The organism is Nostoc sp., assembly GCF_036917415.1.
Taxonomy (GTDB): domain Bacteria; phylum Cyanobacteriota; class Cyanobacteriia; order Cyanobacteriales; family Nostocaceae; genus Nostoc.
In genome coordinates this window covers 131,218-144,606 of the sequence record NZ_JBALDJ010000096.1, presented here as the reverse complement: position 1 = coordinate 144,606, position 13,389 = coordinate 131,218, and the positions used below count along the sequence as shown (strand labels likewise).

At 41.7% G+C, this 13,389-nt stretch carries 9 protein-coding genes and 3 pseudogenes; 4 read left to right on the top strand and 8 right to left on the bottom strand.

Annotated elements, in window-relative coordinates:
• Positions 1 to 11 precede the first annotated feature (11 nt).
• The gene (locus V7K41_RS21610) at positions 12 to 2,312 is read left to right on the top strand and encodes a COG1470 family protein (protein ID WP_334851486.1); all 2,301 of its coding nucleotides are present in this window, start codon (positions 12 to 14) and stop codon (positions 2,310 to 2,312) included.
• An 11-nt stretch (positions 2,313 to 2,323) separates the two neighbouring features.
• On the opposite strand, the gene V7K41_RS21605 is transcribed toward V7K41_RS21610, so the two are convergent.
• From V7K41_RS21605 to V7K41_RS21595, 3 genes and pseudogenes are all read right to left on the bottom strand, one after another.
• Positions 2,324 to 2,725: a class I SAM-dependent methyltransferase gene (locus tag V7K41_RS21605; RefSeq protein WP_334851485.1), complete on the bottom strand. Its 402-nt coding sequence runs from the start codon at positions 2,723 to 2,725 to the stop codon at positions 2,324 to 2,326.
• Positions 2,726 to 3,439: 714 nt separating this feature from the next.
• Positions 3,440 to 4,642 (bottom strand): FtsW/RodA/SpoVE family cell cycle protein, encoded by a 1,203-nt coding sequence (locus tag V7K41_RS21600; protein WP_334851484.1) that lies wholly within the window; start codon positions 4,640 to 4,642, stop codon positions 3,440 to 3,442.
• A gap of 152 nt (positions 4,643 to 4,794) precedes the next feature.
• A pseudogene (locus V7K41_RS21595) lies at positions 4,795 to 5,058 on the bottom strand (class I SAM-dependent methyltransferase); the annotation flags it as partial.
• A gap of 284 nt (positions 5,059 to 5,342) precedes the next feature.
• Here V7K41_RS21595 and V7K41_RS21590 point away from each other — a divergent pair.
• Together V7K41_RS21590 and V7K41_RS21585 are read left to right on the top strand one after the other, a co-directional pair.
• Positions 5,343 to 5,696 carry a hypothetical protein gene (locus V7K41_RS21590; RefSeq protein ID WP_334851482.1) on the top strand — a complete coding sequence of 118 codons (354 nt, stop codon included), beginning with the start codon at positions 5,343 to 5,345 and terminating at the stop codon, positions 5,694 to 5,696.
• Positions 5,697 to 5,841: 145 nt separating this feature from the next.
• On the top strand, positions 5,842 to 6,291 hold the full coding sequence (locus V7K41_RS21585) for a hypothetical protein (protein WP_334851480.1): 450 nt from the start codon (positions 5,842 to 5,844) through the stop codon (positions 6,289 to 6,291).
• A gap of 232 nt (positions 6,292 to 6,523) precedes the next feature.
• Here V7K41_RS21585 and V7K41_RS21580 read toward each other — a convergent pair whose 3' ends face one another.
• The 4 genes and pseudogenes from V7K41_RS21580 to V7K41_RS21565 form a co-directional block, all read right to left on the bottom strand.
• Entirely contained in the window at positions 6,524 to 6,730 is a 207-nt protein-coding gene (locus tag V7K41_RS21580) for a phycobilisome linker polypeptide (protein ID WP_292746978.1), read from the bottom strand.
• A gap of 222 nt (positions 6,731 to 6,952) precedes the next feature.
• A complete protein-coding gene (gene apcB / locus V7K41_RS21575; RefSeq protein WP_104908010.1) occupies positions 6,953 to 7,441 on the bottom strand; it encodes an allophycocyanin subunit beta in 489 nt (162 codons plus the stop codon).
• Between the two features lie 65 nt (positions 7,442 to 7,506).
• Positions 7,507 to 7,995 carry an allophycocyanin subunit alpha gene (gene apcA / locus V7K41_RS21570; RefSeq protein ID WP_322698411.1) on the bottom strand — a complete coding sequence of 163 codons (489 nt, stop codon included), beginning with the start codon at positions 7,993 to 7,995 and terminating at the stop codon, positions 7,507 to 7,509.
• A gap of 397 nt (positions 7,996 to 8,392) precedes the next feature.
• Positions 8,393 to 11,692, bottom strand: a pseudogene (locus tag V7K41_RS21565) (phycobilisome rod-core linker polypeptide); the annotation flags it as partial.
• Positions 11,693 to 12,237: 545 nt separating this feature from the next.
• On the opposite strand from V7K41_RS21565, the gene V7K41_RS21560 reads away from it, so the two are divergent.
• A complete protein-coding gene (locus V7K41_RS21560) occupies positions 12,238 to 12,768 on the top strand; it encodes a hypothetical protein (protein ID WP_334851472.1) in 531 nt (176 codons plus the stop codon).
• Positions 12,769 to 12,879: 111 nt separating this feature from the next.
• Here the strand turns inward: V7K41_RS21560 and V7K41_RS21555 are convergent.
• Positions 12,880 to 13,350 (bottom strand): annotated as a pseudogene (locus tag V7K41_RS21555) (2-phosphosulfolactate phosphatase); the annotation flags it as partial.
• Positions 13,351 to 13,389: the final 39 nt, after the last annotated feature.

Below are 13,389 nucleotides of genomic sequence, written 5' to 3'. Positions count from 1 at the left end.
AAGTCGATGATATGCAAGCTAAATTCAATCCACTGCAAGTTATTATCAACCCACCTGGAATTCAATTTGGAATGCCAGGAGATACCATTGAACTCTATATTGTTGTAATCAATCAGGGAAATCAAAGTGCGGTTATTGACTTATATTTTGTTTTTGACGAAGTATTTCAAAATTTAACCGGCTGGTCTAGTTCTCCTAGAGAAAGTTTAGCATTAGCTCCAGGGCAAAATAGCGACGAAGTAAGATTTGAGTTTCAAATCGCCGCAAATGCTCTCCCAGGAACCTATGACTATACACTAGTCGTAGATTCTCCTCTACATTATCCACAAGATACTCCCATAACTTTCGCAAACCAAATTAAGGTTCTGCTAAAAGAACAGACCGCAATTCGGGTGAACGACCCGACATTTTCCATTAGACCTAACACCAACCCCAACAAACCGTTAATTTTCAATCCTAGTGAGCCTCTGCAAGTGGAGGTAATAGTTGACAATCGCTCTTATCTCGTAGACAGATTCCGCTTGAGTTGTCCAGATTTAGACGATGACTGGTTCACAATTAATTATCCTGCAACTGGATTTGAGGGACCAGGATTAGTGTCTGACGTGACTGCACTAGAACTCAATCCTGGTACTCAAGGTCAAATATTGTTGAAATTTCACCCACCTGGGGATACTCTTGCGGGAAGCTATTCTCCGACAATCCGCTTATATTCAGAAAACTCTCCAGACTTAGTACTGCTGGATTTGGTGTATATCCAAATTCCGACAAATTATCGCTTAGATATAGAACTTAATACCATCTTGGGACAAGTTAGCCGTAGTCTTGGCAAGTACGAGTTATCACTAGCTAATCGGGGCAATATTGTCCGCGAACTGATATTAAACTTAAAAAGTCGAGACGAAGAAGAGCTATATACTTACAAATTTGCTCCTACTGAAGTAAGATTATTACCTAATAGAAGTGCTGTCGCCAATTTGACGGTCAAACCCAAACCTTGGTGGCGACGACCGTGGTTTGGTACAGGGCTAGCGGTCAACTTTCAACTCAACATCAAAGACCAAGAAAATTTACCCCTACCGAACACACTGCCTCAAGGAACTTTGGTATGGAAACCCCGTCCTTGGTGGCAATTTCTTCTGTTAATTTTGGCAGTTTTAGGGTTATTGGGAGGGATAGGATTTATCATTTGGCGAATTTTAAATCCCGATCCTTTGAGATTAGAAAATTTTCATGCAAATGACTCTCAAATAACTGAAGGTGATGAGGTAGCTTTGAACTGGGATATTCACCACTATAAACAGTTACAAAAGTTGGTATTAACGGCAAAAGGTTCACAACCAATTCAGCCTATTACTTATGACTTTAGCAATGGCATTCCTGACACGCTGGGCAAAGGAAGCGCTAATCAAATACCTCCTTGTCAGATGCAAGAAAAACAAGAGCTAATTTGTAGCAATGTTAAAACTGGAGTGAAAACAACAGGGAATTATACTTTTGAGTTACAAGCCTTTTATAAAAATGGAATACAGTTATTTTCTCGAACAAATCAAACCCCACCCCAGCCCATTCAAGTAGAAATAGTTGAGAAACAAATTGCCGAAATTATTAATTTTCAAGCAGATAAACCACAGTATACAAAAGGCCAAAATATTCTTTTAAGTTGGTCAATTGCACGTCCATTACTGCTGGCACAAGTACAAATTTCTGGCAGTGCAGATGATGGTACATCTTATAGCGAACCAGTTACCTACAAATTTAATCAAGCCAATATTACAGACCCTAAACTTAAAAAACTATGTACACAACAAAATCAACAACTGCAATGTAAAAATATTCCGTTAGTAGCAAATAAAGTGGGAAATTTTGCATTTGAAATCCAAGCTGTTTCTAACAACGGAAGCGACAAAATTAGTTCTAAAAAAGCTGTATCGAAAATTCAAATATTACCCAAACCATTTAAAATTGTCTTTTTCAAAATCAACGGTAGTGAGCAACCAAATTTGGTTCTCAATGAAGGGACATCTGCTATTCTGAGTTGGAGAGTAGAGGGAGAAAATATTCAGGTTAAACTTCTACCATACGGTAATGACGTTCCAGCAGTTGGTTCAATGAAGCTTCCAGTCAATCAAGCCTTCCCTCCTCAAATCGGACTGCTAGTCAATGATATATCTAGTAAGCAACAACCCCAGCAAAGAGGATTTGCAATCACAGTGCTCAAAAAAGTACAGCCTACTCCTATACCTGGCATTAACCCAATTTCACCGACTCTGCCACCTAGCAATCCCACATTTAAGACTCCCTTACTCTAATATATAGCCTCTTAAATATCTTCTCCATAGACTATGAAAGACTTAGTTAAACCAAAAAACTTTTCTTCGTAAAGTTTCGCTCCAGGGAACAGATTCAGGAATTTTCTTTTATTCAGCAGCTTAATTGAAGTAGCTATTCTTGTAGCCAGCTGTTTATCAGTCACCTTGTCATACCATCCAAGAGCAAAATTGGTTAGTAGCCATACCCGAAGATTTATGGGCATAAATTGAAATAACGGAAAAACAAAGTGAGGTTCAATCGGAAAAAAAAGATTAGGTGTTTGAACAAAATATCCTTTTCCCACTCGCATTACTTCATTGGCCATTTGGCACTGCCGATCATAATCTCCTACATGTTCAATCACTGAATTTGAAAAAACTATATCAAACTCATTGGATTGAAAGTTTTCCATGTTTGTAGCATTCCCAACAACTTGCTTTATCTTTGGGTGTGTTGAGCTTGTTTCGGTAAATATTACATATTAGTAGAGTAATTTCTACGTTTTTATTTCCTTCATTTAAAAAACCTAAATTCTCCCAAAAACTCACTGTTCCTCCAACATCGAGTATTTTTATAGGACAGGGCATTGATTCTAATATAGATGTGAACAAAGAGAAACGTTTCTTTCTAAGTCTAGTTGCCCACGAGTCAGGAAGATCAGTGTCATATACTTTACGTATGAGGTTATACATTTTTTATTACAATAAAAATGATTTTATTCACTGGTTATTCAGCAGTTTAGGTAACTGGCAAACGTCTTTTAGATATAGTTCCTTAAGGAGGTTGTTAATCATGAGAACTAGATGTGCACAATAAAATAAAATTATTTGAATAAAGATAAACTAGGGTAAAAATTTTTTCTATTACCACTTTTACTTTATTCGAAAGGAAAAATATTTATGCACAATTTATCTAGAAGAATATTACCACCCTAATAGTCTTTTTTGTCAATACCCAGCATTTAAATTGTTACATAAGCTTATGGATGAATATGCTCAGGTTAAGACTTGATCCTGCTCAAGACTCTTTAAAAAGTCCTATCTATAATATCCTTGGTCGCCAAGCAGTTTTCCGATTAAGTGCTTTTGGAAAATGGTATAAGGAAACCGTTCTGTCTCTTGATAGCTCAATTCCTAGTTTTATGAAAAGCTCGGCGTCTGCGCCCATTTTCAAGCAGAGGTTTTCGCAATGGAACTACCTCAGCTTCACTACTCTCGCGTGCTACCCGAATCAGCAAGCCAGCAGCTATTAAGCTGGCAATCATAGAATTACCACCATAACTAAACATGGGCAAAGGTAAGCCAGTAGTTGGTAGAGAACCTGTTGCAACACCGATGTGGAGCAATGATTGTCCTACCATCAAAATCGTCACACCGATCGCTACTAATCTATGTACTATATTTTTAGCCTTCAGCGCCACAATTAATCCGAGAGTGGCGAATGTAGCCAAAAGTACCAACAACACCATACTGCCAACAAAGCCAAACTCTTCGGCGAACACCGCAAAAATAAAATCGGTATCTTGAATTGGTAAATAAAACAGCTTTTGTTGAGAAAGCCCATATCCTGCTCCCCAAGTTTTACCAGAACCCACAGCGAGTAAACTTTGCACCAACTGGTAGCCATCTCCTGTAGCATCAGCCCAAGGATTGAGGAATGACATCACCCGTTTACGCTGATACTCTTTGATGCTAATACTGAGTACTGCCAACATCACTCCACCAATTGCTGTCCCTCCCAGGTACTTGTAAGGTAAGCCAGCTGCTAAAGCAATTAGCCAGATAGTCATGCCGCAAAGCGCCGTTGTACTCAAGTTAGGCTGGGCAAGAATTCCTAAAAGTACCAGACCAAAAACACCCAACCAAGCCAAGCGAATCCGCCAACTAATTCGTTCCCACTGACCAAAAAGCCGCGCACTTTGCAACACCAAAAAGGGTTTAATTAATTCTGAAGGTTGAATCGGAATTGGCCCGATCGCAATCCAACGCGCTGCATCAAAAGCCTTTTTTCCTAATCCTGGGATCAGTGTGACAAAAATTAACCCCAAAAACAGCAACAAAAACCAATGGGATAATCCCAAAATTTTCTGCAACGGCAAATTAACAATAATATTGAATCCGATTAAGGAAACTAAGACCCAAAGCAATTGACGTTTAAAGTAGTACAAACCATCATTCTGACGGACATCAGCGACAGGATATGATGCTGAAAATAGCATGATCAAGCCGACGAACAGCCAAATCAACGTTAACCAGCGCAACAACCGCGCTTCTAATGCCCAGTTGGAGGCTGAACTATCAAAAATTGGAATCAGGCGGCGTAGATTCACGATCGGTACAGGTAAAAAGTTAGAAATTAGGAGTTAGAAATAAAACTCATAAATCATAACTTATAACTTATAAGTAGGCTTTACAACCATAAATCTTAGAGTTGTTAACTTCAATACACCACTAGTTTAATATTTCTGACAAATTGCAATCTCTACTCGTCAGAAAAAAGTAATATTTTATACTTAAAACATAGAGATGCTATAGTTAAGAGCGATCGCTCGAAAATTGCAACAACTAAGTCAATTTCGCCGTTATCAAACTGCTTGAGATTAGGCGCACATCCTACTTGATAGCTAATACCCAACGCATCTTCTATTTCTTGCAATTTTGCTGCTGCAATCATGCCTTGGGAAAGGTCTATTCCGTATACCCATGCAGCCCCACGTCGGCTTAATTCTTGACTGCAATAACCTTCTTTGCAACCTAATCAAGTACTTGCAAACCAGCAACAGGTTCAAAGCTCTAGTACAAAAGGGCGTGCTGTAAAGTCTGATAAAGAAGTAGGTTCTCCTCTAATCCATTCTGATGCTGTGCGATTATATAGGAATCATATTTGATTTCTGAAAAAAATTACGAGATAATACGTAAGGGTGTGCCTGTCTAATAACGAACAATGATAAAGCAGCATCTAGAAATGGCGATCGCAGAACTACAAGAATTTATAGACGAGCGGCCAGATGTAGAATAACGTTGGAAGAAATGATGTTAGAAGAATTATTAGCAGAATCACCAGTGCGCGATCGCTTACAATATGAACGTGCGATCGCATTTTCTGAGCTTGGCGATCGCCTCTTTGATGAGCTTGCTGATAAAATTGCTACAAGGCGACAGTACCGGCTACTGTTTGAACACACATTAAAGCCTGAGTTATTCCAGCAAATCCGAATTGCTGCTGCGGGTTATATCTCAGCGTGTCTGAATAGTCCGATCATTCTTTCGGAAGCTGAGATGCTTGAACGACTACTCGAAGCAAGAAGTACTCTGCCTAACTACACCAGCACTGGTCTTTTGATGCCCAAGCGAGAACACATTTTGGCATTTAACCTCTTTTAAAAGAGCGTAGCAGAGGCTTTCTACCAACTAGGAGCAAATGACCTGATTGATGCAGTAGATTTATCAGTCAATCTCCGCATGGTCTACGGCAAGACTGACGCCAAGAAGTTGGGTTTGCCCTTCGCTAGCTCAAAATGCCACAGTGATGTCTGGGCAGGCGTTGCTGCTTGCGACTGTAGTGGTTCTGCCACTATTTGGCGATATCGATAATATCACCATCGAAGCAGGTGAAATGCCCCGTGATATGGAATTACAGGTTATGCAGGTGATGTCAGACTTCAATGAAGGTCGGGATATTCCGATGGTTGTCTCCTACACAGAAGCACAACTACAACATGGCACAATGTACTTTAATGATGCCCGTGGATTGCATCAAACAGTAAGAAGAAAAACTGAAGGTCTGAGAATTTCAGTAGATTTCCGGTTCCGCAGAAAATTCAATGAAGCTTACCGGGCAATGGTCACACCTAATATTGGTGGTATTGAAGAAGATATGAGTGTGCCCTATGAAGACTGGCTGAAAGTTGGGAAAGAAACGCTAATTGTGTTTGATGAAACTGTTGAACAGACTAAGATAGGACTTACGCACAGGTAACGGAAAACGAACCACAGAGGACGCAGAGGTCACGGAGAAATGAGAGTTTGAAAGGGTTTTTGCGTAAGTCCTATAAGAATAGAAAGAATACTGACGCTCCAGTGCCCCTATACACTCGTGGGTATCGCCTTGTAAAAATGTTCAACTCTTAACTTTTAGAAATACAAGCAACAAAAAAGAGGTCTTTACTGACCTCTTACCAATTCCCTAAAATAATATTCTATTTACAGAATTACAACAAGCCAGTATTAGCGCCTTGCTTACCAGTTGCCAGTTCCACCTTGATGATTGTGCCACCTGCTTTTTGAATGCGTTGCTGTTCGCGGAACCAGTTTTCATAAGGAACTAGCTTAGTGAAGTAAGTGTTTTGCAGTTCGCGTTGGGTCCGAATTCGGGTTTGGCTGGGAACTAGAGCAGTAATTTTAAACAAACGGGACATATTTTGAAAATCTCCTGTATACCTTGTGAAAACTTTTTTATCTCAAAATATTGAGTGCAAATCTTTTAATCATTCAAAGGCTGGAAATCAAACATCAATACTAGACCACCAACACTCATCATTGATAATTTACCAAGATAAGCAATATAACGTTCTAGCACTCATGGCTGATTTCCAGACCTTAATAAAGCCGCACCTAAATTTTTAAGCGCAAACTAGTTCTTAGCTTAAGCCAGAGGAGATATAGTCTAAGTAAACACCCATTTCCTTACCAGCATCAGAACCTACCAAACTGGCAGTTACTTCCTTGATTGCTTGGATAGCTTGTACGGTAGCACCGACAGGAACACCTAAAGAGTTATAGGTTTCTTTCAAGCCATTTAGCACACGCTCATCTAGGATGGAAGGATCGCCAGCCAACATAGCGTAGGTGGCATAGCGGAGGTAATAGTCCAAATCACGGATGCAAGCAGCGTAGCGGCGGGTAGTGTACATGTTGCCGCCGGGACGGGTGATGTCAGAGTACAGCAAAGATTTTGCTACAGCTTCTTTGACGATCGCAGCAGCGTTAGCGCTGATGGTGCTAGCAGCACGTACCCGCAGTTCGCCAGTGGAGAAGTAGCCTTTTAGCTTCTCTAAAGCAGAAGAGTCTAGATATTTACCTTGAACGTCTGCGGAGTTAATGACAGCGGTAATTGCGTCTTGAGCCATGTTGTTAATTCCTTATTTCCAACCGTATTGCAATACTTCTGTTTAAGTAGGTAAACAGCTTTACCCTATCCTAGAAGGGCACCAACTAGGTAGTCGAAGTAGCCAGCAGCTTCACTAGCTTCATCACCAGAGAGCAGTGAGGCAGAGCCATTCTTCAGCCCGCGGATACCTTCAGCAACACCATCGATAGGAGTTCCCAAGGACTTGTATAGTTCACGGGCACCAATAACACCAATTTCTTCGATGGGGGTGACATCACCAGCAACGATACCGTAGGTAACGAGGCGGAGGTAATAATCTAGGTCACGCAGGCAAGTAGCAGTCAATTCTTGACCGTAAGCGTTACCACCAGGAGACACAACGTCAGGACGCTTTTGGAACAGTTGATCGCCAGCTTGCTTAACGAGCCGTTCGCGATTTTCCGACAAAACTTGAGCAATCCGCACCCGGCGCTCACCACTTGTAACAAAGGACTTGATCCGATCTAACTCACCAGGGCTGAGGTAGCGAGCTTCTGCATCAGCATTCACGATAGCTTTCGTGACGATACTCATTAATGGATTCCTCCAATACTAATGAAACCAGGATTTGATTAAACTGGTGCGACTTTGAGTTTGGTTTACTGAGTTTGTTTTCTCGTTCTTTTAGACACAACAGTTTTACAACTGCTACGGCTAATAAATTACGAGTTTGCTTGAGTCAACATAAGTACACAAGCTTTCAAACTCAGTTACCTTCCGCAAAACATTTTCCGGCATTCTGTTGAGCATTTATGACTGCTCTTAATACTTTGTAATATTGCTTTTCAGAATTTACTGTTTTAACTGCAATCTGAGAGCGGTATTACGAAAGGTTAAGAAGGGGACAGGGGAAAGGTTACAGGGGATAGGGAACAGTAAATAATCTGTACTTTATTCCCTATTCCCTACTCCCTACTCCTTAATCAACCGCTACACTGCCGAGGTAGTTACCTACTGGCAAAGATGGGAAGCGGTTGTAAGGTACAACATCTTCACCGAAGTAGCGATTATATTCTGGACTTTCGACTATTGCTTCTACAGTAGCTGACAAACCACTATTGGTTAGCAAGTTGTTGTATTGGCCAATTTCTTCCTGAGTTGCGGGTGTACGCCCCAACAGATGACGGAAGAGGAACTCAATAACCTTGGTATGAGGATAAGGTGATAAGAATCGCTGGCGATAGATTTGGGAACTAGCTAGTTCACGCACAAACTCCCGCACGGAAATTTCACCATTTTGGAGTTTGCTATCTAGGTCAGTGCGACGGAAATTCTCAGGCACTTCACCGCTAAATACATCCAATACTTGACGATAAATGGCATTGATTGCCTGTTGTTTTTCGCTTTGGTTGGTGTTTTCTGTTAGACGGTAAATACGTGCATGTTTACGCACACCCTGTTCCACAGATTGTCCGCTAGCATCGTTGTAGGAACGACCCAGTTCCGCAAAAGATGGCTGACCATTTGTTTGCGTTGCTATATCTGCGATCGCTTGTACCAAAAGCGGTGTATCGTTACTAACTCCGACACGAGCTTGTACTGGCTTAAAGCTTGGTACAACTACGTCATCGTTTTGCTTGGTCAGCTGGTTGTACAGCTTCTCTGTATTCGGGAAGTTTGCCGCTGGGAGGGTCGGGAAGCGACGGTAAGGCACTGTATCTTCACCAAACACCTGGTTATATTCCACACTATCTACCAAAGCACCAATAAAGGCACGAATACCTTGAGTAGCCAAAATCTGGTTATACTTGCGGATTTCTGCTTGGTCTAGTGGCGCACGTCCCAAGAAGTGTTTGGTTCCCAACTCAATCACTTTGGTATTGGGGTAAGGTGTGTAGAACTCTTTCAGGTAGAGGTTAGAGTAACCCAAACCTTCAATAAATTCCTTAACACTAATTTCGCCATTCCCCAGCTTGCTCTCCCATTTGGTAAATTCGTTTTTGGCGATGTAGGGTGCAATATCCCGCTCAAATATCTGACGATACGCAGCGCTGATCAAAGTTTTTACTGCAACCTTGTCAGTAGTATTCGCCACCAATTTGAAGATTTTGGTCTGTTCCCGTTGCTTGCTGACACCTTGGTTAATGCGGAACTGAATATCTGGTTCTGACCGCTTTTCTGTCACTGTACCCAGTGTCACAAAGCTCGGTGTTACTTCCTTCTGGATTTTTGCCGCAATATCATCACGAATGCTACCAACGCGCAATTGTCGCCCTGCTACACCACCAGGAGTCAGATACCGTTCGTAAGGAATTGTATCTTCACCAAAGGCTTCGCTATATTCTACGCTGTTAATAATGGCATCAACTACCGCGTAAAAGCCCTGTTTAGCAGCGATATCAAAGTACTTGTTGATTTCTTGACGACCATAAGTTGGCCGACCCAACAAGCGACGGTGAATATACTCGATCGCTTTACAAACATACAGCGATGACCAGTACAGGTTGCGGAATACATCCGACTTAGCCAAAGCACGGATAAATTCCCGCACCGAGATGTCGCCATTTTCCAGCTTGATTTCTAATACCTTCGGGCGCTGACCTTCGTAGACATCGCGACCGAAAACTTGCAGGTAAGCAGCTCTAATCACTGCTTGCGTAGAGCTTTCGGAGTATTTGATGCTAGAATTTTTGGCAGCCTTTTTACCTCTAGTACCAGGCAGTTGGTCTAATTTGAACACCTTGGGACCAAGGGTACCAGGAGCTTCACCCCGCGCTCTGGGATTACTATTTTGGTTATTAATCCCTGCTCCTTGGTGAATCAGGATACGTTTGGTATCCTTACTAAAAGGAGCCGGACTGGTACTGGGGTTGCGAGTTTCTTTCGGGAAAATCGCCCCAAACTGAATTTCCAAGGGGTCGTTACCAGAACCGTAAGGATGTTGATCTGGTAGCGGTTGCTCGTAAGCCGCAAATGTGGTGATGAACTGAGGTATCTTGCGGAAAGGCGCACTGTAGTTAAACAGGTCTTGCTGCGGCCCCCAGTTGCGACATTCTTGTGCTTCTTGACCCAGACCCCGCAGGTAGGGTACTGTTTCTTCACCAAAATAGTCGCCGTATTCAGCAGAATCTACTAAGGCATCTACTAAGGCTGGTAGACCACCATTAGAAATAATTGAGAAGTATTTTTGTACTTCTTCTCGGCTACTTGGACCCCGTCCTAGAATGTGACGGAAAGCTAGTTCGATGACTCGGCTGTTAATAAAAGGCTGATAAAACTGTTTTTGGTAAAGGGGAGATTTAGCTAAACGACGGACAAACTCTTTCATAGAGATGTCGCCATTCTTCACTTTGGATTCTAGGTCAGATATGGACAAGCTATAAGCACGGCTAATGTCGCGCTCAAAGATTTGCCGATATGTAGCCTTGATTACCTCATTTTTTTCGCTACTTGATAACCCAGTCTTCATCACAAACTTGGGACGCCGTTCTGCCGCGTTAAAGTAAATTTGCGGCAATTCTAACCCTTGCTGGTCACTAGAAGGGCGTTGGCGCAGTTTATTTGAGGGTGTGGCTGCTTTGAATTCTGTTAACAAAACATCCATGTACTGAGACACAATTTCTGTACCCTCAGCATCATTGCGGAAAAATGAAAGTGCCCCAGCTTTGATTTCTTGTAAAGCTACTAGCGTTGCTTCACCAGAGCAGGCATTTTCAATGATTTCCCGCAAACCTCTTGTATTCACCGCTATGATGTTGGGGTCGCCAGCAACGATCGCATAAGTAGCGTAGCGCAAGAACCAGGATAAATCCCGTAAGCTCTTGGCCATGTTGCTCGGGCCATAACGAGCAATGTTAATTGGTCTGAAACCTGGAGGTGTCGGACCACTGGGGGATGAGTTAAATATTGAGCGTAAATTTTCTAGGAACCCACCACGACTTTCAACGTAGGTTACAGTTCCCAGTTGCATCCCTTGTTGAACATTAGCACCGGCAACAGCACTAACAGGTACTATTTCTACTTCTCTGGGCTTTTCTAAAAAAGCCATTGGCGAACCACCAACAAAAATCCGGTTGGCAGCTCGAGATACGATAATCTCGGCATTTTCTGTGAGCCTCTGGGAAATTTCTAGACGCTTTGCACCAGACGCAAAATAGCTTGCCAGTTCATCTAGTTCACCATTTCCCAAGAAGCGGTCTTGCTGCTCCGCTTGGGTAATTGTGGATACAGTTAGGGTTTGATATAGTTGCGGACGCGCAACCGAGGTTCCACCACTCGCCTTAACACTCATCTGATTTGTAAAACTCCCATCATAAGCGTTTATATGTTAAATCTGGATTGTTTTGAGGCTTGACACATCGCTGTGTTTATGCTATATGAGCTTGAGAGTATTGCCTGCAAAACTGCCAGTAAATTAACCCAGTTAGCTTTTAGATTAGAACGTTTTGCGTTCTCAAGGCGGATTTATTAAGAAGTATGTACAACCTGTATCTTAAATGTCTCCAGCCTTAAAAGTGCATACCCCAGTTTGCCTGAGATTAAGTCTAAGTTTTGTAACTAAGTAGTAGGTCGGGAACTGTCTACTAATTTATTTTATTTATTTAAACGCATAGGCACTTCACCTTCCCACAAGGTAGGGGCGCAGAGGTACGCGGATAATTTACTACAAATTAATAAATGTTGTACTTAGTCACTGTGCAGTGGTTATTAGTCGATGTTAAGTTGTTTTTGCGACTAAATAACTCATATTCGCAATTGACACCGCACGGGAAGTAATTCTTAAGTTGTGCTAGTTTAATCTGCAAATAGTCAGTATTTACATACAGAGAAAATACTATGCACAAAAGTTGTAAATTTAACTATTTATTCAATGCTACCCTATCTGCGATCGCAGTTATTTTAGCCGTCACTCCTGTAAATGCGCTTCCAGAGCAAAACATCAACACCGTTGTTAAGTGGGCAAAGACCAGACCTCAACTACCAACTCTGAGATACAACAGCGAAGCCCACGGCTACGAGGGTACAAAGGGAAATTTATACTTTTATGCTGATGTCACTTCTCAAAATGGGACAGTGATTAAAGAAGGCATAACCGTTAGTGGTGACTCAAGCATCAAATTCACCACAAAAAATGCCAATGCAGTAAAATTGTTACAAAATATTTATAATTCTAATATTGCCAATGACTTCCAAAAGTCTCGGTATGTCACCAAAGTTGGACGCGACCAGTTTTATCGTGGGCAAAAGTTTGCTTACATCGCTGCTGAGGTACAAGGTGGGTCAGCATTGCAGATCATTCCCTTGAATAAGTTGCAAGAGTTTATAGATAATGCCAAATATTGCCAAACCAATCAATGCGACGTTTAATTAGGGATTTCCAAGAAATAAACTAACCACAGAGACGCAGAGAACACAGAGAGAGGAGAAATAGAGAGGATTTTTGTGTCAGTTTTGGAATATTTTTTATTTGGAAGTTTCTTAAGCCTCTAGCCTGTAATTTACATACGCATTATCAGTAAACAAAGGCACGCAATCACTTATGTTGTAAGCGGCAGACAGTTCAACATCTGACTCAAAACCTTTTTCAATCAACTCTTTACCCGAACTGCATTTTTTCAAGTACCCCAGTAAATCTTGCTGGAAAGCTTGAAATGTTGCCAGAGCAACTTCGGCTTCTGGTGATAAACTGCCATGTAAATAACTAAGAATTGCCCCAGCACCAATTAAATCTTCAAAAGCAGGTCGTAGGCTACCATCTTCTTTCCACCTCTCACCAGCAGGAATTACAGCGATTTTATCACCATACTTTTGAGCAAACTCCGCTACAGCTTGGCAATTTCGCAAGCAACCAGCCAAAGTTGGTGTATTCCCAGTATGTAAAGTCAGAAAAGAACCATTAGGTGAAGGTAAAACTAGTCTAGTTCCAGCAGGAATCTGAGCCACTGATTTTGGCGAGAGAGAATATCCAGTTGTAGTCCAACGTTGTCT